Consider the following 20162-nt stretch of genomic DNA (forward strand, 5'->3'; position numbering starts at 1 on the left):
CCCCCCGAAGGGGGCCTCCAAGCCACGGCGATTAGAACGAGGTGTTGGAAATGGCCAGCGAGTTGCTTTGTTGGTTGCCCACGCCAGCAGCTACGTTGACGCCCAGGTTGCCGCTGCCGCCATTCACCGAACCACTCAGGGTTGCAGTGTTGGTGACAGGGTTGGCCCAGCCAATTGGAGTCAGCACTTGGAAGGAAACACTGTTGCTCAGCTCAAACGAGTCGGCTTCGCTGTAGCTTTTCGAGATAGAGCTCGAAGACTCAGAAGCTTTTTCGTAGGCTTTCTCGAACGAGGAGGACGACGATTTATCGTACGAAGAGTCACGCGACTTATCGTAAGAAGAGTCACGGGACTTATCGTAAGAAGAGTCACGGGATTTATCGTAGGAAGAATCACGCGATTTGTCGTACGCATAGTCGCGCGATTTATCCCACGACGAGTCGCGCGATCTGTCGAACGAAGAGTCGAATGAAGTTTCGCGCGATGCATCGAACGATGCATTAAGCGTTACATCAAGCGATGCACTGGCTTCTTCGCTGCGGGTGCGTTCGCGACGGCCATCATCCGTGGTGACGGACCGGGCAGCCTCGGCGGCGGCGTTCAGCGCGACGTCCAGCGAAGCACTGCTGGTTGCGCTGGTATCGCGGCTGTTGGAACCGCTGGCATTCGAGCTGTGGGAACCGCTGGCACTCGAGCTGCCCGAACCGCTGGCACTCGAGCTGTTGGAGCCGCTGGCACTCGAGCTGTTGGAACCGCTGGCAGTCATGCTGTTGGAACCGCTGGCACTCCAGCTCTTCGAACCGCTGGCCTCAGAGCTGCGCGAACCGCTGGCACTGGAGCTCGACGAAGCGCTCTTATCAACGCTGGCGTCGAAGGTGCCTTCGCGAGAGGACGAACCGCTGATGGTTTTGGTAAAGGTCAGCGTATCCAGACGGGTTTCCCGATCGGCGTAGTTGTTGACAGTCAGGCCAGGGCCGTTTTGATTGGCAGAGGCGGTGGCTCTTGCGTTACCGAGTGGCGCATTGGTATTGGCAATGGCCATGGTGTTTTTCTGTTGGTTAAGGTCGCCACCAGCAATGTTGATACCCACGTTGCCGTTGGTACCACTGGCTGATCCGCTCATGACCGCAGAGTTTTGCGTCGACCAGTTGTTGACCCTGTTGTTGTTGCTGTATTGCGTGACGCGGGCGGTAGCTTCGGCAGTGCCGAACACGAAGGTGTTGTCGACGCTCGATTCGGACTGAGCGTTGGCGATGGCCGCGGCGTTGTCTTGTTGGTTGCCGTTACCGGCCGCCACGTTGACCCCGACGTTGCCGCTTGCGCCTTCGACGGACTCGCTCACCTCGGCTGAGTTCTCGGTCCCTTCGTTGTGGATGCGGTTGCCGGTGCTGCGCTGGCTATCGTAGGCATTGGCAGTCGCATAGACAGGGATCTTGGTTGGAGGAGGGGTGTGGTGGCCGTTGTTATGATGACCATTATTATGGTGATCATTGCCACGCCGATCGTTCTGCCCAGCTTGTACAGCAACAGCCATGACCGCAGCAATTGCGAAAACCAGAGGCTTTAGTGCCATCGAGGGTTTCATGGTGATTCTCCGTACTTTATTTTAGGTTAAGTGTTGTTCCTACCTGTTTGGGTCAGTTCGCGACCCGTATGCTCAGGGTGTTGGCCGTTCGGTTTCCCACCCCGGCACTCTGATTCAACTGAATCACCCCACGGCTACCGGTGAAAGCCTGGTCACTGGTAGTGACCTGGCGATAGCCGGGTGCAGAGTCGGTTGGATCGGAGTTGTTGAGCAGCGCCACGTTCTGTTGCAGGAGGACGCTGTCGTCGATACTTTGCGGCTGAGCGCCGATGCTGATGCGCAGTGCGTTGGCTTGCTGGTTACTGGCGCCAGCGCTCTGGTTGACCCCCAGCGCACCGTTGCCGTGACTGAAGGCGTCACCCTGGATGCCGGACTGGGCATCCATCGCCGGGTCGACATGGGTGCGCAAGCGTTGACGAATCTGTGTGGTTGCGCTGGCGCCATGGCCAACCGCGATGGCCCGGGCGTTGGCCTGTTGCTGTTGATCGCCGGCAGCCTGGTTGACCGTGAGGTTGCCTTGGTAGTGCGTGCCGGAACTGTCGATGGTGGCGTTGTTGACTACTGGGGGCTGGGCGAGGGCCGGGGCACTGCAAAACATGGCCAGAATCAGCAGCGAGTGCTTCATCTCATTGGCCTCCGGTCAGGATCTGCAGGGGCGCCAGGCCTTTTTGCACACTTGAATTGACCATGTTGGAGATGCCGTTGCCGGCGTTGCCGGAACGTCCGCCGGCCAGGTTGGGCAGTTGGGTCTGGTTGTTGATGTTGCCGCCCAGATTATTGGTCTGTTGCGTGACCAGGACATCGATGCCAGCACCGCTGCTGATCGAGGCAAAGTCGCCATCGCTCAACTCGTTCGTTTGCTTGAGAACCTGTGCCGACGGGTTGGTATTGACGGTGGTCGGGTAGGGGTCGGGAGCCAGGGGGGGGCGCATGGCGTTGCGCGTTTGCACATCGCGGGTAATCACGACGATCCCGTTTTCGGCCTGGACAGGCCAGCTCAAGCTTGACCCCAATGCACATCCGACCAGCAGGAGGCGATAAATACCCTTATCAATCTTTCCCACGATGGCAATTCCTTCTTCGAGTGCGCGGGCCGTATTTAGCGGTGCGAGGAAGAGAGCAGAAGGTGTGCCGGTTTCTATTTATCGCGGAAAAACAACGGTTTGAGTTTATTGAGCGCAATTGTGAAAATTTCGTGTAACGCCATTGAGACGCAGATGGCATACAAACATGGATCCAGCGCGCGCCTGCGCTCATCAAGGGGCCCGGACCGTGGCTGTTTCAGGTGTTTAACACTGTTGCGTACGCGCACGGGGGCCGCTTTAGGTCGCGGGTTTGCGCAGTGATTAGTGTTTCAGGAATGGACATTTGCCTGCAGAGGGCGGCCATTCAGGCCTTGAGCAAGCGCTCTACCGCTGCAAATGCCGCGCACCGGCGCTGCTCCCAGTCGCCTTGCACCACCTGATATGGCAGATGGTGCAGCGCCAGCCAGTCAGCGGTAGCCTGGAAAAACGCCTGGCGTTCGGCCAGTTGCGGCTGGCAGCGTTGCCCGTCGTCGTGCCAGGCGATTGACTCGGGGCTGAGCAGTAAGTGCACGTCATAATGGCGCGCCAACAAGGCCGCTTCGAGCCACGCCGGGCAATCGCCAAACAACGTGCGGCTCCAGAGCATGTTGCTCAACAGATGGGTATCGAGAATCAGCAGATGCGGCTGCCGGGCGCGGGCCGCGTCTTCCCAGGCCAACTGCCCGCGGGCGATGGTCGGGATGTCGGCATAGCAGGTATCGCGTGCCTGTTCGTCAATGAAGTGACGTACGTACTCGCCCACCAGCTCGCCACCGAAGTGCGCCTGGATTTCATTGCTGAGCCAGCTTTTGCCGCTGGACTCAGGGCCTGTGAGTACCAAGACCTTCATGCGTAGGCCAGCGCCGGATCGCGCCGCCAATCGCGCCAGCCCTGCACCGCGATCAAGGTGAACAGCGCATACAGCGCGGCAGTCAGGTACATGGCCTTGTACAGGAACAGGCCAACGAAAATCACATCCAGCACGATCCACAGCGGCCAGCACTGCAGACGCTTTTGCGCCATCCACAGCTGCGCGACCAGGCTGAAACCGGTCAGTGCGGCGTCCAGCCAAGGGTGGGCGGCGTCGGTCCAGGTCGCCATCGCCGCCCCCAGGCCCAGGCTGCCGAGCAAGCCGATGCCCAGGCCAAAAGCAACCGAATGCGCCGGCAACAGGCTGACCTGGCGCGCCTCGCGGACGCTGTCGGGGCGCGTCCATTGCCACCAGCCATAGAGTTGTAGCACGGCATAGACCAGTTGCAGAAGCATGTCCGAATACAGCTTCACGTCATAGAAGACCCAGGTGTAGAGCAGCACCATCACCAGGCCAATCGGCCAGCACCAGGGGTTCTGCTTGGCAGTGAGCCAGACGGCGATAACGCCGAGCACGGCGGCGAACAGTTCGAGGCCGGACATCGGCGTTCCTTGGTAGTGTGCGCAAAGGCGCGATTGTACCTGTTGGCGCCACTTCTGGCATACGCGCGGGACGTACAAGTATGACGTTGGGGGGCGCACTGCAGGGCATTGCATTGGCTGCTGGAGAGATTCTTAACACTAACAGCGTTCGTCGTGCTGATTTCAAACTAGTATTTTGCTCAGTTTCGGCAGGACGCCGTACTTGGCAGATTGACGTTTGCAACGGCTCGCCGTCGCTGAAGCTGCTTCAGATACACGCCCATACGCTGTGAGCTTGGCTAATCAGGGAGATGCACGCCATGCAAAGACGTTTGAACAAGATCATCCCGGTACTCGTGTTTCCGTTGCTCTTGCAAGCGACCTCGGCCCATGCCGAGTCATGCGCAGAGACGCTCAAACAGGTCGAGACGTTGTACAACAAGACCGTGCCCAGCTGCGGGGAAGACCCGGCATCGGATTGTTCGGGGTTGTTGGTCAGGGGCACCCACCGTGCGGACCCTGCGAAGGGCCAGCAATGGGATGTGTGGAACCCCAGCCCGAAAGCCAAGGAACTGGGCACGTTCGCCGCTTCCTGGATGCGCGCGGATGGCATCAGCTATGAAGACCCTGGCATGAGTACGCAGAACGGCTACCTTATTACACCGGTTGACCTGGTTCGCAAACCCGAGACCCCGGTGCACGTTTACTGCGCCTTTCCAAATGATGCCTGGACCGACTTTCGTGACGATCGTGGTTGTGGCAACAACAGGAATACAACCCAGACCGAGGCCGTTTGCCAGGCCATGAACCCACCGATCAGCAGTGCCAATGCCTGGGTCGCGCATTTCACCAGGTTCAACAACGACAGGAAGCAGGATCAGTTGCAGTGCGGCTTCAACATGCGCAACCCGATGAGCAGCAAGGAGCGGGTGGACGCGTTTAAAAACTTCATGGGCGCCCGTCAGGTCATCAATACCCGCGAGTTCCAGACCCAGACGGAGTTTCGCCTGGGCAACCCGAAAGAAGATGAACTGCCGATCCTGGCTTTTTTCTACAGTGATAATCGCGGCTTGAGGGATGCGCAGCTCAACCAGCAGGACTATTTCAACAAGACCGGCAAGCAGCGCAACATCATCAAGATCGACTTTCCGAGAACCCCCAATGGCAAGGCGACGTTCTCCTGCGCCGCAGCTGCGCAACCGCCCGCCAAGCCGTTCTGTGACAAGTACATCCAGTCCAGCAGTTGGGTACAACGTCCTGACCCGAAACTTGGCCCCAACACTTGGTCGCTGCAGGTAGTACCGACCGAGTGCGGACGCCAGATCGCCGATAATGAAACCGACAGGATGTTTGCCGAACTGTACAACGCCCACAAAAACGACGATCAATGGCGGCAATACAGCATCAATGGTGGCTCCATCCGCCGGCAACTGGTTTGTCATCTGGCGGCGGTCTACGATGGCCGGCCGGTACGCAACAAGCCCGAGTGGAACCTGGAGCCGGCGCGTCCCTATGTCGATCAGCAGAAAGCCGTGGCCATGCAGTGCAACCCGTACTGAGCCGGGTTGACTGACATAAGCCGGGTTTTTTCAGCCTGAACGCTGCTGCCTGCCGAGCCCTTCAGGGGTGTCGGCAGGTTTTTTTTCGCAGGCGCAGCCGTTCAGGCGCTGTTGCCTAGACCGGATTGCACCCCTGCGCCCTGGTTTGCTCCTTGCCGGCTGCCCGGCGATAGGGTTCAAGGTTCCACTCCGCCTTGGCCCGGTAGTTGTTTTGCAAGCAATCGAGTTGCTCGCGCATGCTGCCCGGGCCGCCTTCCTGCCACTGCGGGTCGTTGCCACGCAGACGTAGCAGTTCAGCGTAGAGCTGCTCGCCAGGGGCCGTGCGTCCCGCGGCGGTCGGCACCACGCGCAAGCCCCAGACCTGCCTGCCGCTGACCGAGTCCTTGAACTGCGACCAGGACGAGGCGGCAATCAGCCCTGACGTTGTCGGGGCGATGGGGTTGCAGCCCGCCTTGGCGGCCTCGCTGTCACTGACCTTCGGTCGGAAGGGCTCGACGTTCCACTGCGTCTTGGCCGGGTAGTTGCCGATCAGGCAGGCCAGTTGCTGGCGCATGCTGCCCGCGCTGGTTTCGTGCTGCTGCCATTGCGGGTCGGCGCCGCGCAAGCTGAACAGCTCGTCATAAAGCGCCTGCTGGTCGCTGGCCTGACGGGCCTTGCCCTGCGCGGTGGGGATGACCACCAGGGTCCACTCCTGGCGGCCGCTGCCCGGGTCCAGGCGCAGTTCCCAGTTCGCCGCCTGGATGTACGTTTGCTCGATCACGCCGCTGATACCCAGGCTGACCACCTGGTCGTTGGCAAGATAGGCGAAGCGGTTTTCTGCAGGCTGCTGAAAGTCCATCCTGAGCACGGGCACGGCATAGCCCTGGGCGAACAGCTTGCGCTGGAAGCTGCGGGCCACTTCCAGGCCATTGGTGGGCACCGGCCTTTTCACGTCGCCGCGGGTGGGCGCAACAAAGGTGCTGTTGGGGTCGTACACTAACGCGTCGATGTGAGGCAGGCGCGCGCTGCCGTCACCCGTGTCGGTGGCGGTACGGATCAGGAACTCGTTGAACTGGTCCTTGGCGATCCAGGCTTCGCCTTGCTTGCCGGGGTTCTGGTGGACATCGATCATCGCGTCCCAGTCGGCCGGCTGCTCGGCGTTCCATGAGCATTGCCCCTGCTGGATACCGTTGCGGTACTTGGCCCGCCATTGGCCGGCGGTGTCGACGCCACTGATATCGCAGCTACCAAATGCCAGACTGCGGTTCTTGTTGGGTTGGTTGGGGGTCGGCGCCGCACCCGCCGGGATCGGCTGGTTGTACAGGCCGCAACCGTGCCATTGGCGTTCGGTACCGGTGTAGCCGTCAAAACTGAAGATGCACAGGTAGCCAGTTTCCATCACGGGCAGCTTCAACGCCCAGGCATCGGCAGGGGTGCGCAGGATGAAACCGGCCGGGCGCACCAGTTTGCTGATGCTGAGGTCTTTGCGAATCCAGGTGAATGAACTGGCGCCGAGCTTTTTCGCGAACTCGCTGTAATCCCAGAAGTTGAACGGCCCGTCGTCGACCATGCGCACGGTCACGCCGCTGCAGTAGTTGTGCCCGCGGGGTGCGCCGGTATCGGGCTCCTTGCACGGGACTGCGGCGCTGATGACGGTGTTGTAGTTGCGGTTGATCCGTTCCAGGGTCTGGGCTGGATCGAGTGCGCTGGTAACGGATTGTGCTGCGTGTGCTGCCGGCAGGCAAAGCAGCAAGGCGATTGCCAAGGGGTGCTTGTGCATGGGTGTAGCCTCCTTCCATGGGGGAGGCTTTACCTTAGGTGCATTTTCGTCAGGCAGTCTATTGGCAAAAGTCTTACATGATTTGCGCTAAACCCGGAACGGTCGCAGCAGTTGCTCAAGCTGCGTGCTCAACCGCGTAAGCGCTTTGCCCGAGTCGCTGGAGTGCTGCGCCGCCAGGGCAGTTTGCTGCGACAGGTCCGCCGTTTCGGTGACGTTGCGGTTGATCTCTTCGACCACATGGGACTGCTGCAAGGTGGCACTGGCAATCGAGGCATTGAGCGCTGTCAGGTTGTGCAGTGCCTGGCTGATGGCGTCCAGGCTCACCCCGGCTTCGCTGGCCTGCTCGACGGTCTGGCGCGAGGCCTCGCTGCTGGCGTCGATGGCCTTGACGGCCGCTTCGGACTGGCCCTGCAGGTGCTCGATCATGCTCTGGATTTCTGCGGTGGACTGCTGGGTGCGCTGGGCCAGCAAGCGTACTTCGTCGGCCACCACGGCAAACCCTCGACCTTGTTCGCCGGCGCGGGCCGCTTCGATCGCCGCGTTGAGGGCCAGCAGGTTGGTTTGCTCGGCAATCGAGCGAATCACCTCAAGCACGCTGCCAATGCGTGTGCTCTGGCCGGCCAGGGCACGAATGACCTGCACGGCTTCATCGATGGTCGCCGACAGCTGATCGATACGTTGCAGGCTGCCATGGATACTTTGCTGGCCTTGTTCGGCGCGCAACTGGGCATCGCGCATCTCGCTGGAAGCCTGCTCGGCATTCTTGGCCACATCCTGCACCGCATAGGTGACTTCGTTGATCGCCGTGGCCACCTGTTCCATTTGCTGTGACTGCTGCTCGCTGCGTTGCTGGGCCTGGCCGGCGTTGTTGCCAACATCAGTGGCCGATTGTCCCAAGGCATGCACCGCGCCTTGCAACTGGCTGACCACGCCCTGCAACTTGCCGGTAAAGCTGTTGAAGTGGCTGCCCAACTGAGTGACTTCATCGCTGCCATGGGTATCCAGGCGCCGGGTCAGGTCACTTTCGCCACTGGCGATGGTGGCCATCGCGTCGACCGCTTCCTGCAGCGGCCGGGCAATGCTGCGGGCGATCAGCACCACCAGCAGGGTCATCACCAGGGCGATGCCCAGGCCGAGAATCGAGGCGTCGCGCAACTGGCGGATGAACTCGGCCTGCATGTCATCGATGTAGACGCCCGAGCCAATCACCCAGCCCCACGGCTTGAACAGTTGAACGTAGGAGGTTTTTTTCACCGGCTCGCTGGCACCCGGCTTCGGCCAGCGGTAGTCGATACTGCCGGCACCCTTGGCCTTGGCCAGGGCGGCCATTTCGTTGAACAGGGCAAAGCCGTCCGGGTCGCGAATCGCCGACAGGTCCTGGCCGTCGAGCTTGGGGTTGGTCGGATGCATGATCATCTTCGGCCCAAGGTCATTGATCCAGAAGTAGTCATTCTGGTCGTAACGCAGGCCGCGCACCGCGCTCAAGGCTTGTTGCTGGGCGGCATCGCGGCTGAGGGTGCCGGCCGCTTCCAGGCCCTGGTAATACGCCAGCACCCCGGCTGCGGTCTCGACCACGTGGCGGGTCTTTTCGGCCTTGGCCTGGTACAGGTCACCGTGGATCTGGCGCAGCATCAGCAGCCCCAGGGTTACCAGCATCACCACTGCCACCACCAGGATCAGCCACAAGCGCCGGCTGATCGACATACTGCGAAGAGTTTTCATGGAATGCTTACCCCGAATTCTTTTTATTGTTGCCTACATCCAAGCATGCTTTGCCCCCCGAACCTACTCGACCAAGGGCTAAGTGCTTGATTCGTTGAGGTCTGTTGCATCGTCCCGGCAGCGTTTATTCGAGAGGTCTGATAGGATTTCGGCCTCGACGGGGTAAACCTGAAGGCCGCGTGAACTTTTCTGCTGGCTTTGCGACCAACTGTCGCTGTAAAACGGCCAGGCGCTGAACAGCCATTGGCAATCAAAAGACTATAAAGGGGCATGCCGCAGGCATCGCTCCACGGGGGAAGCATGGATCTTTGGACCGGCCTGCAGGCTGTCATTCTAGGTATTGTCGAAGGCTTGACGGAGTTCTTGCCGATCTCCAGTACCGGCCACCAGATCGTCGTCGCCGATCTGATCAACTTCGGTGGTGAGCGGGCCATGGCCTTCAATATCATCATCCAGCTGGGTGCGATCCTGGCGGTGGTCTGGGAGTTTCGCCGCAAGATCTTCGACGTGGTGGTGGGGCTGCCGCGTCAGCGCGAAGCACAACGCTTCACCGTCAACCTGCTGATCGCCTTCATGCCGGCCGTGGTGCTCGGCGTGCTGTTCGCCGACCTGATCCATGAATACCTGTTCAACCCCATCACCGTGGCCGCCGCCCTGGTGGTCGGTGGCGTGATCATGCTCTGGGCCGAGCGCCGCCAGCATGTGATCCGCGTCGATCAGGTCGATGACATGCGCTGGACCGACGCCCTGAAAATCGGCTGTGCCCAGTGCCTGGCGATGATCCCGGGCACTTCGCGCTCCGGCTCGACCATCATTGGCGGCCTGTTGTTCGGCCTGTCGCGCAAGGCGGCCACCGAGTTTTCGTTCTTCCTGGCCATGCCGACCATGGTCGGTGCCGCCGTGTACTCGGGCTACAAGTACCGCGAGCTGTTCCAGCCCGACGACTTCCCGGTATTTGCCATTGGCTTCGTGGTGTCGTTCATTTTCGCCATGATCGCCGTGCGCGGCCTGCTCAAGTTCATCGCCAACCACAGCTACGCGGCCTTCGCCTGGTACCGCATCGGGTTCGGCCTGATCATTCTCGGCACCTGGCTGTTCGGTTGGGTCGACTGGACCACGGCGCACGGTTGAGATGAGCCGTAGTCAGAGCCAACAGCGCCGCGCAGCCTCTGCCAGCGGCGCCATCCAAAACCCGCGCAGCAAGCTGCTGGTTTTTGTCGCCCTGTGCCTGCTGCCCGTGGGCGGGGCCCTGCAGATGCTGCTCAGCGCGCAGTCGTGGGTGCCGGCGTTGGCCTACCCGCTGGCCAGCCTGGTGAGCTTTGTGTTGTATTGGCGCGACAAGCAGCAGGCCCGCAGTCAGGCCTGGCGCACGCCGGAGAAGGTTTTGCACGCCAGTGAGCTGTGTGGCGGCTGGCCGGGCGCCTTGCTGGCCCAGCAACGCTTTCGGCACAAGACCCGCAAGCTGTCGTTCCAGCTGAGTTTCTGGGCCATTGTCGCTGTGCACCAGCTGTTCTGGGTCGACCACCTGCTGCTGGGTGGCCGCTGGTTGGGGGCGGCGTTGGCGCCCGTGCTCAGATAAGCAGCCCCGGCTGCAGGCGCTTGGGCAGGCGCCGCACCACCAGTTGGTGCGAGCGCTGCAGCAGCTCGGTCAGTTCAGCCCGGCCCATGGGGTAGGGCGGTGCCATGCTGATCCAGTGGGCCCGCGCCAGGTAGGGCGCCGGGCGCACGCCGGGGCGGTCGGCATAGCCCAGAAACAGCTCGTTATCGACCTTGAACGAAAGCCCGGCACCGGCCAGGTCAAGCACCGCGAACATCTTGTTGCCGGCCACCGAGAACACCCGCACGCCGCCCCATTTGTAGTCTTCCTGCGCACCCGGCAGGCTCAGGCAGAAGGCCGCAACCTGGGCTTCGGTGATTTTCCCTTCAGACATAACGCTCCCCGCATTGGGCGAATTCCGCCACCAGATGATCGATCCATACCCGTACCGCCGGCAACAGCCCGCGCCGATGGGGGTAGACTGCCTGCAGATAACCGCCGGGCAGCGACCAGTCTGGCAGTACGCGCACCAACTCGCCACGCGCAAGTTCCGCTTCGCAGTGCATGATCGGCAGCGCGGTAAAGCCCAGGCCTGCAACGGCGGCGGCCTTGCGCACCACAAAGTCGTCGATGGCCAGGCGCGCCTCCAGCGCCAGTTCGTGCTTATGGCCCTGGGCATCGAGCAGGCGCAGGTGGACCAGGCGGTCGGCATCCACCGCGCCGAGTACCGGCAGGCTGGCCAGGTCTTGCGGATGATTGAGCGCCTGCGCGGCGGCGAATGGCGGCGAGGCCACCAGGAGCATCTGCGCCTGACGCAGGCGGCGGGTGACCAGGGCTGGGTCTTCATCACCCAGGTCACGCACGCGCAGGGCAACATCGACGCCTTCGGTAATCAGGTCGACCCGGCGGTTGAGCAGGATCATGTCCAGTTGCACCTGCGGGTATTGCTGCAGGAAGCGGCTGATCACATCGGGCAGAAATTCATGGGCCAGGCCCACCGGGCACGACACCCGCAAGCGCCCGCGTGGTTCGCTGGTCATGCTGGCGACCGCTTCGTCGGCCATTTCCGCCTCCAGCAGCATCGCCTGGCAGTGGCGCAGGTACCGCTCGCCCACGGCCGTCAGCTTCAATTGCCGGGTGGTGCGTTGCAGCAGGCGCGTGCCCAGACGTTCTTCCAGCTCGGCGATACGCCGCGACAGGCGTGATTTAGGGATGCCCAGCAAGCGGCCAGCGGCGGCGAAACCGCCGGCTTCGACCACTCGGGCAAAGTAGAAAAGGTCATTGAGGTCTTGCATGCGTGCCACCATTGTCCTGCCAGTAGGACAAACTAACGCATTTTTGCTGACTTATCAGCTATTCGTCACCCGGGTAGGATTCTCTCCATCGTGATCGCCCACTCGCGGTCTTCATTCAGGAGAGTCCCATGAAACTGTTGCATATCGATTCGAGCATCCTGGGCGACAATTCCGCCTCCCGTCAGCTGAGCCGCAGCGTGGTTGAAGCCTGGAAAGCCGCCGACCCATCGTTGCAGGTGACCTACCGTGACCTGGCTGGCGACGCCATCAGCCACTTCTCGGCCGCGACCCTGGTCGCTGCGGGCACCCCGGAAGAACTGCGCGATGCCGCGCAACAGCATGAAGCCACGCTCAGCGCCGAAACCCTGCAGGAGTTCCTCGACGCCGATGCCGTGGTGCTGGCCGCGCCGATGTACAACTTCACCGTGCCGACCCAGCTCAAGGCCTGGATCGACCGCGTCGCGGTTGCCGGCAAGACCTTCCGCTATACCGAAGCCGGCCCCGAAGGCCTGTGCGGCGACAAAAAAGTGATCCTGGTATCGACCGCAGGCGGCCTGCACGCTGGCCAGCCAACGGCGGTCGGCCATGAAGAATTCCTCAAGGTGTTCCTCGGCTTCATCGGCATCACCGACCTGGAAATCGTCCGCGCCCATGGCCTGGCCTATGGCGATGAGCACCGGGTCAAGGCCCTGAACGCCGCGCAATTGCAGATCAGCAACGACCTGTTCGCCGCTGCCTGATAGCGCTAGCGTCACCCAGACCGACTGCAGGCATGGCCTGCAGTCGGTTTTTTCATGGAGTCTTCATCTGCGCCGATCCGGCCCGTTCTATGCTGCGCACTGTGTGCATTGATCGACAGCGTTGGGTAAGGTGCAAAACGATGCGGCGTCTTGGCGTGTTATTCCTGCTTGTGCTGCTGGGCGGCCCGCTGACGGTGCACGCCGAGCCGGCTGCGCACTGGAGTGTCGGCGTGCACCGGCTGAGCTTCGCCGACCCGCTGGATGCGCAACCGGTGCAGGCACTGGCGTTCTATCCGTCCAGCGGCCCCGAGCGCAGCAGCCGTATCGACGGCTATCGGGTCCAGGCCTGGGAAGGCGCGCCCATGGTCATGGGCCGCTATCCGCTGTTGATGCTTTCCCACGGCAACACCGGCACGCCCCTGGCCTTGCACGATCTGGCCACGGCCCTGGCGCGTCGCGGTTTTATCGTTGTCGCCGTGACCCATCCGGGTGACAACGCCCGTGACCACAGCCGCCTGGGAACTCTGAGTAATCTTTACGGCCGCCCCTTGCAGATCAGCGCGGCGATCAGCGCCAGCCTCGACGATGGGTTTCTCGCCCCGTACATCAACGGCCCGCAGGTGGGCGTGATTGGCTATTCGGCCGGTGGCGAGACGGCGCTGATCCTGTCGGGCGCGCAACCGGACCTGGAGCGCCTGCAGCGCTACTGCCAGGAGCGGCCGCAGGATGCCGATGCCTGCAAGACCAAGGGTGTGCTGATCGCTGATCGCGCCGACCTGCGCGCCGTGCCTGATCCACGGGTCAAGGCGCTGCTGTTGATGGCGCCCCTGAGCCTGATGTTCGGCCGCCACGCCCTGGCCGAGGTCAGGGTCCCGGCGCTTATCTATAGTGGCGACAAGGACCAGTTGCTGGCCATCGACAAAAACGCCCAGGCCCTGGCGCGCAAGCTGCCGCTCACGCCCAACTACACACTGCTCGCGGGTGCCGGGCATTTCGTCTTCATGGCGCCCTGCGACGACGAACAGCGGCAGAAGATGGCGGCCCTGTGCAACGACCCGGACGGCGTCGATCGTGAGGATATTCATCTGTCCTTGCAGGCCGAGGCTGCGCGTTTTTTCAACCACACCTTGGCTACCCGGCAACAAAGCGGGCTGCACATGGCTGATCAGTAAGCGCGAGGGCGTTGTGACAGCAGCAGGGTCAAGCCGACACCCAGCAGCGCCAGCAAGGCCGCCACACAGAAGATCCAGGCATAGCCCAGGTGCAGGGCCACCGCGCCCATCAACGGCCCGGCAATTGCCAGGGCCAGGTCGAAGAACACCGCATAAGCGCCCAGGCCGGCACCACGGCTGGAACTGGGCACCTGTTTGATCGCCTCCACGCCCAGCGCCGGGTACACCAGCGACAGGCCGAAACCGGCAAGCCCTGCGCCTATCAGTGCCAGCAGTGGGCTGGGCGCCAGCCACAGCAAGGCCAGGCCCAAGGCTTCGGTGGCCATGCAGGCCATCGCCACCGGGTAACCGCCAAAACGGTTTACGGCGTTGACGAACAGCAGCCGTGAAGCAATGAAGCACACGCCAAAGGCACTCAAGCACCAGGCGGCGCCGCTCCAGCCTTGTTCCAGATAGAACAGGGTGACGAAGGTGGTCAGGGTGCCATAGCCGATCGACGCCAGGGTCAGGCTGACGCCGCACGGCGCCACGCGGCCGAATGCGGCCCAGAAGGGCAGGCGTTCGCCACGCACTATCGGTGTTGAGGGCTTGCTGCGGATCACCAGCAACGCCAGTAGCGCCAGCGCACTCAAGGCCAGGCCCAAGGTGGCGAAGTTGATCTCGGCAACCAGCATGACTCCGAGCGGCGCGCCGATGGCGATGGCGCCATAGGAGGCGATACCGTTCCAGGAAATCACCCGCGCGGTCTGTTCGGCGCCGAGCGAGCCGATCCCCCAGCTCAACGTGCCCACGCCAATCAACCCCTGGGCGATCCCCAGCAGCACGCGACCGGCCAGTAGTACCAGCAGGCTCAGCAGCGGCACGCTCACCGTCAACGCTGAGGCAACGGTCAGCACGCCACTGGCGGCGATCCCCAGCAGCCCGTAGATGATTGCCCGCTTGCTGCCCAGGCTGTCGGCCGCGCGCCCGGCAAACGGCCGGCTGAGCAGGGTGGCGAGGTATTGCAGGCCGATGGTGATGCCGGCGATGACCGCACTGAAGCCCAGTTGATCGTGCACATAGCCGGGCAGCACCGCGATCGGCAGGCCGATGCAGAGGAAGGCGATGAAGGTGTAGAAGACAACTGAAAGGATTTGCCGGGTGATCGACCCGGTGTCGACGGGAGCGGGTTGTTGCGCGGACATGAGCTCGTTCGCTGGCGGGCGGTGGGAGAGGGCCCATGATCGCCGGGTGCGAGGAGAAAAGGAAGCAGGCTAACGGGTTTTCAAGCATCGCGGGGCAAGCCCGCTCCTACAGGATTGTAGGAGCGGGCTTGCCCCGCGATCAGGTCTGGATCAGATCACCACACCCTGGCTACGCAGGTAGTCATCGTAGGTACCGCTGAAGTCCACCACACCGCTCGGGCTCAGCTCGATGATGCGGGTGGCCAGCGACGACACGAACTCACGGTCGTGGCTGACGAAGATCAGCGTACCCGGGTAGTTTTCCAGCGCCAGGTTCAGCGCCTCGATCGATTCCATGTCCAGGTGGTTGGTCGGTTCGTCCATCACCAGTACGTTGGGCTTTTGCAGGATCAGCTTGCCAAACAGCATGCGGCCTTGCTCACCACCGGAGATCACCTTGACCGACTTGAGGATCTCGTCGTTGGAGAACAGCATGCGCCCCAGGGTGCCGCGGATCACTTGCTCGCCCTGGGTCCACTGGCCCATCCAGTCGAACAGGCTGAGGTCTTCTTCGAAGTCGTGGGCGTGGTCCTGGGCGTAGTAGCCAAGCTCGGCGCTTTCGGTCCATTTCACCGCACCGGCATCCGGGCTCAGTTCACCGACCAGGGTACGCAGCAGGGTGGTCTTGCCGATGCCGTTGGGGCCGATGATTGCCACACGCTCGCCCGCTTCAACGGTGAAGCTGAAGTTCTCGAACAGGGTCTTGCCATCGAAACCCTTGGACATCTTCTCGATGGTCACGGCCTGGCGGTGCAGCTTTTTGGTCTGCTCGAAGCGGATGAACGGGCTGACCCGGCTCGAAGGCTTGACCTCGGCCAGCTGGATCTTGTCGATCTGCTTGGCCCGCGAGGTGGCCTGCTTGGCTTTCGAGGCGTTGGCCGAGAAGCGGCTGACGAAGGTCTGCAGCTCGGCGATCTGGGCTTTCTTCTTGGCGTTGTCCGACAGCAGCTGCTCGCGCGACTGGGTCGCGGCGGTCATGTACTCGTCGTAGTTGCCCGGGAACAGGCGCAGCTCACCGTAGTCCAGGTCGGCCATGTGCGTGCAGACGCTGTTGAGGAAGTGCCGGTCGTGGGAAATGATGATCATGGTGCTGTTACGCGCCGTGAGAATGTTTTCCAGCCAGCGGATGGTGTTGATGTCCAGGTGGTTGGTTGGCTCGTCGAGCAGCAACACTTCCGGGTCCGAGAACAGCGCCTGGGCCAGCAGCACGCGCAGCTTCCAGCCTGGTGCGACTTCGGTCATCGGGCCGAAATGCTGTTCCAGCGGGATACCCAGGCCCAGCAGCAGCTCACCGGCGCGGGACTCGGCGGTATAGCCGTCCATTTCGGCGAACTCGGTTTCCAGCTCGGCCACGGCCATGCCGTCTTCTTCGGTCATTTCCGGCAGCGAGTAGATGCGATCGCGCTCGGCCTTGACCTTCCACAGCTCCTCGTGGCCCATGATCACGGTGTCGATCACGGTGAATTCTTCGTAGGCGAACTGATCCTGGCGCAGCTTGCCCAGGCGTACGTTCGGCTCGAGCATGACCTGGCCGGCAGACGGCTCGAGGTCGTTGCCGAGGATTTTCATGAAGGTCGACTTGCCGCAGCCGTTGGCGCCGATCAGGCCGTAGCGGTTGCCGTTGTTGAACTTGACCGAGACGTTCTCGAACAAGGGCTTGGCGCCGAACTGCATGGTGATGTTAGCGGTAGAAATCAAGTGCTTATCCTGCGGGGGTTCCAGAGGTGTGTTTAGGTGCCGTCGCCTGATTTGGGCCAATTTTGGGCCAATCAGACTCTAGCCGGCAGCTTCTCCAGCTCCCTCCAATCCGAGGAGGAGCTGATCCATTTTGCGTAAGTAGAGAGCAACATCTCGACGCTATGGCCGAGCTGGTTCGCGATGAACGCGGGGTTCATCCCAGCCATTAGGCACATGGTTGCGTAGGTGTGGCGCGTGTCGTACTGCCGACGTTCACGGATGCCCAGCGCCTTGAGCGCGAGCTTGAAGTGCTTGATTGTAACACTTGGCTCTCTGATCCACATCCCGCCTTTGCCCGGTTGGAACACAAATGGGCTGGTGGGAGTCGCGGACTTCGAAGCGATCCGACGCAGATCGGCCAGGCGCCGGGCCTGGCGCAGGGCGTGAAGTGCGCGCTCATTGAGCAGGATCACCCGGTGGTGCTTCGTCTTGGTCCGGTCTTCTGGCTGGCCATCGACGATGATACGCCGGATGTTCGCGGTTCTCGCCTCCAGGTCAATGTCATCCCACTGCAAGCCCATGGCTTCACCTGGACGCAGCCCCGTGAAGAAAGCGAACTCGAAGAAGGGGGCATAGATCTGTGAGTACTTGTGCAGCGTCTTATATAGGTGGGCAATAATCCGCTCGGCTTCATCCCTGGTGTAGGGGTCAACCACCTTCTTCACTGCTTTTGGCTTGTCGAGCGATGAGGTGGGGTTCTTGGCGATCAGCCCATCCAGCACCGCTGTCTTGAACACGCTGGCGAGCTTGATGATTGCATTGCGCTTCACGCCGGTGGAGGACCACTCAATGCTGGCGATGATCCCGCGCAGCATGGTCGGCGTGATCATGTCGATCCGGCGCAGGCCCAGGTACGGCATCCAGTAGAGGTTGAAACTGCTCTTGTAGTTGTTGCGGGTGCCACCAACGATGTGGCGGCTGTTCAGCCACAGCTGGGCGTACTCGCCAAAGCTCGGTATCGCGGCCTGGGCCGAGAGCGCCAAGTCCGACCCGGGGAACAGGTCGGCGTACTTCTCGTCATCCAGCAGGCCGTGTTTGATGAGGTTGACTACTTGATCACGTAGACGGCTGGCCGCCTTGATCCCTTGCGCTGTCGGGGGATGGGCAAGTGTTTCCCCGCGGCGCTCACCGTTCCAAGTGAAACGGATCCGGAGCGCGTCCCCTCTGATTTCAACTCCAGGGGGCAAACCCACAGGCTTTCGAGCCATTCCTCATACCTCCATCTGCTGTAAATGATGCTGCGGCCGTTTCGGTTCCAGATGCCTTCAGGGATCTTTCCCCGCTGGCGCCTGGTCTGGAGCGCTCGCAGCGTGATCCCCAGTAGTTCGGCCATCTTCTCTTCTGTGACCTTGTCCATTCCCTGGGCAACGGCCTGTTCCTGTTCGGCGTGTTCATCGCCGGGCTTTTTCCTAATGGTTTGCATGATTGTCTCCACGCCGCGCATGGCGGCAGAGTTGGGGAGGGGTTAGGCGGTGGCTTTCTCGATGGCTGTTGCGAGGCGCACCTGGGTTCCGTTTCCATTTCCTGCGGGCTTGATTCGATCAATCACCCTCAGGGCTTCTTGTGCCGCGCTGAGCAGGGCATCCCGCTGTTCGCGCGCTTGGGCCAGCGCCTCCAACAACTCTTCCTGCCGAGCGCCTTCGGCCCGGCCGATATCCCAGAACTCCTGGCACCAGTGCCCCTTGGGTGGCGGATTGTTGCCCTGCTTGCCGAGCGCTAAAGAGCCAATGATCGAGTCGCACAGGTCCTGCTTGTAGGCGTTGTCGCCGTCAATGCTCAAGCCGGACCGGCGCAGGGTGCTGAGCACTTCATCAAGGAAAATGCCTTGGTCCTTCAGGACGATGTCCTTGCCGGGCTCGCCAGGCGTGTAGATGACCAGGGCGAGCTTGGCCTCGGGCCACAGGTTGTTGCTGATCTGCACCAGGGCGTCGTTGGCGGCTTCGTGAAAACGGGTTGTTGCGGACATAGCTCATCCTCGCCCGCCTATCGGCAGGCTTGATTGTTGTGGGGTGTAGGGTCTCGACGGTGCTGAATGTGAGCTTTAATTAAGCTCACACTTGGAGGAGCACAAGATGGGTGATTGGTCTGATTATTTTGAAGACTTTCCTGAAGAAAATCCTGCAAACAAAGAACGACAGCCAGGGCCCCTTGAGCGTGCTATGTCTAAGCATATAGACACTGTCCGAAAAAACAGTTTGAAGGAGTGTAAGGAGGTTCAGAAGCTGCTGGACGAAGCCTTTGCTCGCAAAAAGGATGGCTCTTGATCCGGCTTGGTATCGACCTCATCACCTCCAGGCAGTCGCCGTGGTGAAGGCTGACCTCTGTTATGGCCTTGGCCCCTTCCAGATCATCCAGGCCATGTACATCGCAGCAGGAATGCTTAGGACGATCATGGCGCCACCTCCGGTGGCCCGGGGAGCGGTTGCCAGTGCGTTACCACATCACCTGGGTTCAGCACTTGATACCAAGCTGTATCGTATTCAGGGTCGTCGCGTAGCTCATACCAACCCGTAACGTAGATGCGACCTTCTTCGTCTGCGTCGTCACCTTCGCTGTAAAGCTCTTTGTTCTGCAGGAAGCTTGCCGCAAAGACGTAGGTCTTCCCGTTCGCTCGCTTCACGGCCAATATCACTTGAGTATCTGTGTCGTCTTTTGCTTCCGGCAGCCGGTCACTGCACTTAATCCATATGCTCACAGCGAATACCTCTCTTCATTCCAGCGCACTGGCGCCTTTGCAGGGGTAGGGGTGTCTTGTTCGTGCGGGGAGAGCTGGCGCTCGTTGCCGGCCTGCAACTGTCTATCGGGGATGCAGCTGATGCCGACCCCGTTCAGCAGGTAGCAGGTGACGCCGCGCTGGCTGTCGTGCTGCACCTCGATGACGTTCTCGGTTGCGCTGGCGCCGGTGGCCAGCAGTAGGAGGCAGAGGGCGAGGCGGGTCATGGGCGCACCTCAGCGTTGTTGGTGCGGACAAAGTAGCCGTCGGGCGACCCTGGATCACTGACCAGGGCTTCTACCGGGCCGATCTGCTGGAGGATCGCCGGAAGCCCTTCAGGGTTTGCCGCCTCCGCCCAGCTCAAGCAATTGAGCCAGATGTCTTCGCCCGTGCCTGAGGAATACCCATCCGACCAAGCGCTACAGCTCTCGGCCTCTTCCTTTGCGCGCTCCAGGTATTCGAGCGTGTTGCAGCATGGGCAGGGATTGTCTGTTTCGCTGGGGTCCCAGCCATCGCTATCCGCGTCCCACAGAAAACCGTCACCACGACACTCCCAGGTGCCGCGCTGGAAGGTGCATGCCTTCGGTGCGGCCTGTTGCTTTTGTTGGGGCATGACTTCGTCCTTGGCCGCCATATTGCGGCTGTTCAATGGAGGGGAGAGGAA

At 61.6% G+C, this 20162-nt stretch carries 22 protein-coding genes; 6 read left to right on the forward strand and 16 right to left on the reverse strand.

The genetic code is table 11. From position 1 onward, the window contains the following. Nucleotides 1-31: 31 nt before the first annotated feature. From NLX68_RS12965 to pnuC, 5 genes are all read right to left on the reverse strand, one after another. Nucleotides 32-1585, reverse strand: coding sequence for a heme utilization protein (locus tag NLX68_RS12965; RefSeq protein WP_254284316.1), 1554 nt, complete (start codon nucleotides 1583-1585; stop codon nucleotides 32-34). Between the two features lie 52 nt (nucleotides 1586-1637). Next, nucleotides 1638-2210 (reverse strand): adhesin, encoded by a 573-nt coding sequence (locus NLX68_RS12970; RefSeq protein ID WP_254284317.1) that lies wholly within the window; start codon nucleotides 2208-2210, stop codon nucleotides 1638-1640. A 1-nt stretch (nucleotide 2211) separates the two neighbouring features. Further along, nucleotides 2212-2649, reverse strand: a complete 438-nt coding sequence (locus tag NLX68_RS12975; protein WP_254284318.1) for a hypothetical protein — start codon at nucleotides 2647-2649, stop codon at nucleotides 2212-2214. Nucleotides 2650-2974: 325 nt separating this feature from the next. Further along, nucleotides 2975-3499, reverse strand: a complete 525-nt coding sequence (locus NLX68_RS12980; RefSeq protein ID WP_254284319.1) for an AAA family ATPase — start codon at nucleotides 3497-3499, stop codon at nucleotides 2975-2977. Beyond that, a complete protein-coding gene (pnuC, locus tag NLX68_RS12985) occupies nucleotides 3496-4062 on the reverse strand; it encodes a nicotinamide riboside transporter PnuC (protein WP_036995817.1) in 567 nt (188 codons plus the stop codon). The genes NLX68_RS12980 and pnuC overlap by 4 nt, the downstream gene beginning before the upstream one ends. Nucleotides 4063-4361: 299 nt before the next feature. Between pnuC and NLX68_RS12990 the strand changes: the two genes are divergently transcribed. Then, a complete protein-coding gene (locus NLX68_RS12990) occupies nucleotides 4362-5600 on the forward strand; it encodes a DUF2599 domain-containing protein (RefSeq protein WP_254284320.1) in 1239 nt (412 codons plus the stop codon). A gap of 115 nt (nucleotides 5601-5715) precedes the next feature. On the opposite strand, the gene NLX68_RS12995 is transcribed toward NLX68_RS12990, so the two are convergent. Both NLX68_RS12995 and NLX68_RS13000 read right to left on the reverse strand, forming a co-directional pair. Beyond that, nucleotides 5716-7359: a DUF2599 domain-containing protein gene (locus tag NLX68_RS12995; RefSeq protein WP_254284321.1), complete on the reverse strand. Its 1644-nt coding sequence runs from the start codon at nucleotides 7357-7359 to the stop codon at nucleotides 5716-5718. Nucleotides 7360-7446: 87 nt separating this feature from the next. Further along, nucleotides 7447-9081 (reverse strand): methyl-accepting chemotaxis protein, encoded by a 1635-nt coding sequence (locus NLX68_RS13000; protein ID WP_254284322.1) that lies wholly within the window; start codon nucleotides 9079-9081, stop codon nucleotides 7447-7449. A gap of 300 nt (nucleotides 9082-9381) precedes the next feature. On the opposite strand from NLX68_RS13000, the gene NLX68_RS13005 reads away from it, so the two are divergent. Both NLX68_RS13005 and NLX68_RS13010 read left to right on the forward strand, forming a co-directional pair. Next, nucleotides 9382-10212: an undecaprenyl-diphosphate phosphatase gene (locus NLX68_RS13005; protein WP_036995815.1), complete on the forward strand. Its 831-nt coding sequence runs from the start codon at nucleotides 9382-9384 to the stop codon at nucleotides 10210-10212. 1 nt (nucleotide 10213) lies between these two features. Beyond that, the gene (locus NLX68_RS13010; RefSeq protein ID WP_254284323.1) at nucleotides 10214-10660 is read left to right on the forward strand and encodes a DUF1294 domain-containing protein; all 447 of its coding nucleotides are present in this window, start codon (nucleotides 10214-10216) and stop codon (nucleotides 10658-10660) included. On the opposite strand, the gene NLX68_RS13015 is transcribed toward NLX68_RS13010, so the two are convergent. Both NLX68_RS13015 and NLX68_RS13020 read right to left on the reverse strand, forming a co-directional pair. After that, the gene (locus NLX68_RS13015) at nucleotides 10653-11012 is read right to left on the reverse strand and encodes an MmcQ/YjbR family DNA-binding protein (RefSeq protein WP_254284324.1); all 360 of its coding nucleotides are present in this window, start codon (nucleotides 11010-11012) and stop codon (nucleotides 10653-10655) included. The genes NLX68_RS13010 and NLX68_RS13015 overlap by 8 nt on opposite strands. After that, complete coding sequence (locus tag NLX68_RS13020) at nucleotides 11005-11913, reverse strand: LysR substrate-binding domain-containing protein (protein ID WP_254284325.1); 909 nt, start codon at nucleotides 11911-11913, stop codon at nucleotides 11005-11007. The genes NLX68_RS13015 and NLX68_RS13020 overlap by 8 nt, the downstream gene beginning before the upstream one ends. 128 nt (nucleotides 11914-12041) lie before the next feature. On the opposite strand from NLX68_RS13020, the gene NLX68_RS13025 reads away from it, so the two are divergent. Both NLX68_RS13025 and NLX68_RS13030 read left to right on the forward strand, forming a co-directional pair. Beyond that, on the forward strand, nucleotides 12042-12653 hold the full coding sequence (locus NLX68_RS13025; protein WP_254284326.1) for an FMN-dependent NADH-azoreductase: 612 nt from the start codon (nucleotides 12042-12044) through the stop codon (nucleotides 12651-12653). 140 nt (nucleotides 12654-12793) lie between these two features. After that, the gene (locus NLX68_RS13030) at nucleotides 12794-13825 is read left to right on the forward strand and encodes a dienelactone hydrolase (protein WP_254284327.1); all 1032 of its coding nucleotides are present in this window, start codon (nucleotides 12794-12796) and stop codon (nucleotides 13823-13825) included. On the opposite strand, the gene NLX68_RS13035 is transcribed toward NLX68_RS13030, so the two are convergent. The 4 genes from NLX68_RS13035 to NLX68_RS13050 all read right to left on the reverse strand — a co-directional run bounded on the left by NLX68_RS13035 (nucleotide 13819) and on the right by NLX68_RS13050 (nucleotide 18751). Beyond that, a complete protein-coding gene (locus NLX68_RS13035; protein ID WP_254284328.1) occupies nucleotides 13819-15009 on the reverse strand; it encodes an MFS transporter in 1191 nt (396 codons plus the stop codon). The two genes, NLX68_RS13030 and NLX68_RS13035, sit on opposite strands and share 7 nt — an antisense overlap. 150 nt (nucleotides 15010-15159) lie before the next feature. Further along, complete coding sequence (locus NLX68_RS13040) at nucleotides 15160-16746, reverse strand: ABC-F family ATPase (protein WP_010226270.1); 1587 nt, start codon at nucleotides 16744-16746, stop codon at nucleotides 15160-15162. A gap of 71 nt (nucleotides 16747-16817) precedes the next feature. Beyond that, on the reverse strand, nucleotides 16818-17993 hold the full coding sequence (locus NLX68_RS13045) for a site-specific integrase (protein ID WP_254284329.1): 1176 nt from the start codon (nucleotides 17991-17993) through the stop codon (nucleotides 16818-16820). Between the two features lie 257 nt (nucleotides 17994-18250). Next, nucleotides 18251-18751, reverse strand: a complete 501-nt coding sequence (locus tag NLX68_RS13050) for a hypothetical protein (RefSeq protein ID WP_254284330.1) — start codon at nucleotides 18749-18751, stop codon at nucleotides 18251-18253. A 106-nt stretch (nucleotides 18752-18857) separates the two neighbouring features. Here NLX68_RS13050 and NLX68_RS13055 point away from each other — a divergent pair, with 106 nt between their 5' ends. After that, complete coding sequence (locus NLX68_RS13055; RefSeq protein WP_254284331.1) at nucleotides 18858-19049, forward strand: hypothetical protein; 192 nt, start codon at nucleotides 18858-18860, stop codon at nucleotides 19047-19049. 125 nt (nucleotides 19050-19174) lie between these two features. On the opposite strand, the gene NLX68_RS13060 is transcribed toward NLX68_RS13055, so the two are convergent. From NLX68_RS13060 to NLX68_RS13070, 3 genes are read right to left on the reverse strand one after another with little or no spacing between them, the layout of a single operon-like run. Continuing rightward, the gene (locus NLX68_RS13060; RefSeq protein ID WP_254284332.1) at nucleotides 19175-19480 is read right to left on the reverse strand and encodes a DUF551 domain-containing protein; all 306 of its coding nucleotides are present in this window, start codon (nucleotides 19478-19480) and stop codon (nucleotides 19175-19177) included. Then, nucleotides 19477-19725, reverse strand: coding sequence for a hypothetical protein (locus NLX68_RS13065; RefSeq protein ID WP_254284333.1), 249 nt, complete (start codon nucleotides 19723-19725; stop codon nucleotides 19477-19479). The genes NLX68_RS13060 and NLX68_RS13065 overlap by 4 nt, the downstream gene beginning before the upstream one ends. Further along, a complete protein-coding gene (locus tag NLX68_RS13070; protein WP_254284334.1) occupies nucleotides 19722-20111 on the reverse strand; it encodes a hypothetical protein in 390 nt (129 codons plus the stop codon). The genes NLX68_RS13065 and NLX68_RS13070 overlap by 4 nt, the downstream gene beginning before the upstream one ends. Nucleotides 20112-20162 lie beyond the last annotated feature (51 nt).

The sequence above is a fragment of the Pseudomonas sp. SBB6 genome, from assembly GCF_024213215.1.
Taxonomy (GTDB): Bacteria; Pseudomonadota; Gammaproteobacteria; order Pseudomonadales; family Pseudomonadaceae; genus Aquipseudomonas; species Aquipseudomonas donghuensis.

What these genes read in the sequence shown, in the direction of transcription:
- NLX68_RS12970 (WP_254284317.1), bottom strand. Translation starts at nt 2,210, where the DNA reads ATGAAGCACTCGCTGCTGATTCTGGCCATGTTTTGCAGTGCCCCGGCC.
- NLX68_RS13005 (WP_036995815.1), top strand. Translation starts at nt 9,382, where the DNA reads ATGGATCTTTGGACCGGCCTGCAGGCTGTCATTCTAGGTATTGTCGAA.
- NLX68_RS13035 (WP_254284328.1), bottom strand. Translation starts at nt 15,009, where the DNA reads ATGTCCGCGCAACAACCCGCTCCCGTCGACACCGGGTCGATCACCCGG.
- NLX68_RS13000 (WP_254284322.1), bottom strand. Translation starts at nt 9,081, where the DNA reads ATGAAAACTCTTCGCAGTATGTCGATCAGCCGGCGCTTGTGGCTGATC.
- pnuC (WP_036995817.1), bottom strand. Translation starts at nt 4,062, where the DNA reads ATGTCCGGCCTCGAACTGTTCGCCGCCGTGCTCGGCGTTATCGCCGTC.
- NLX68_RS13030 (WP_254284327.1), top strand. Translation starts at nt 12,794, where the DNA reads ATGCGGCGTCTTGGCGTGTTATTCCTGCTTGTGCTGCTGGGCGGCCCG.
- NLX68_RS13045 (WP_254284329.1), bottom strand. Translation starts at nt 17,993, where the DNA reads ATGGCTCGAAAGCCTGTGGGTTTGCCCCCTGGAGTTGAAATCAGAGGG.
- NLX68_RS13015 (WP_254284324.1), bottom strand. Translation starts at nt 11,012, where the DNA reads ATGTCTGAAGGGAAAATCACCGAAGCCCAGGTTGCGGCCTTCTGCCTG.
- NLX68_RS12980 (WP_254284319.1), bottom strand. Translation starts at nt 3,499, where the DNA reads ATGAAGGTCTTGGTACTCACAGGCCCTGAGTCCAGCGGCAAAAGCTGG.
- NLX68_RS13050 (WP_254284330.1), bottom strand. Translation starts at nt 18,751, where the DNA reads ATGTCCGCAACAACCCGTTTTCACGAAGCCGCCAACGACGCCCTGGTG.
- NLX68_RS13070 (WP_254284334.1), bottom strand. Translation starts at nt 20,111, where the DNA reads ATGCCCCAACAAAAGCAACAGGCCGCACCGAAGGCATGCACCTTCCAG.
- NLX68_RS13020 (WP_254284325.1), bottom strand. Translation starts at nt 11,913, where the DNA reads ATGCAAGACCTCAATGACCTTTTCTACTTTGCCCGAGTGGTCGAAGCC.
- NLX68_RS13010 (WP_254284323.1), top strand. Translation starts at nt 10,214, where the DNA reads ATGAGCCGTAGTCAGAGCCAACAGCGCCGCGCAGCCTCTGCCAGCGGC.
- NLX68_RS13025 (WP_254284326.1), top strand. Translation starts at nt 12,042, where the DNA reads ATGAAACTGTTGCATATCGATTCGAGCATCCTGGGCGACAATTCCGCC.
- NLX68_RS13055 (WP_254284331.1), top strand. Translation starts at nt 18,858, where the DNA reads ATGGGTGATTGGTCTGATTATTTTGAAGACTTTCCTGAAGAAAATCCT.
- NLX68_RS12995 (WP_254284321.1), bottom strand. Translation starts at nt 7,359, where the DNA reads ATGCACAAGCACCCCTTGGCAATCGCCTTGCTGCTTTGCCTGCCGGCA.
- NLX68_RS12965 (WP_254284316.1), bottom strand. Translation starts at nt 1,585, where the DNA reads ATGAAACCCTCGATGGCACTAAAGCCTCTGGTTTTCGCAATTGCTGCG.
- NLX68_RS13065 (WP_254284333.1), bottom strand. Translation starts at nt 19,725, where the DNA reads ATGACCCGCCTCGCCCTCTGCCTCCTACTGCTGGCCACCGGCGCCAGC.
- NLX68_RS12990 (WP_254284320.1), top strand. Translation starts at nt 4,362, where the DNA reads ATGCAAAGACGTTTGAACAAGATCATCCCGGTACTCGTGTTTCCGTTG.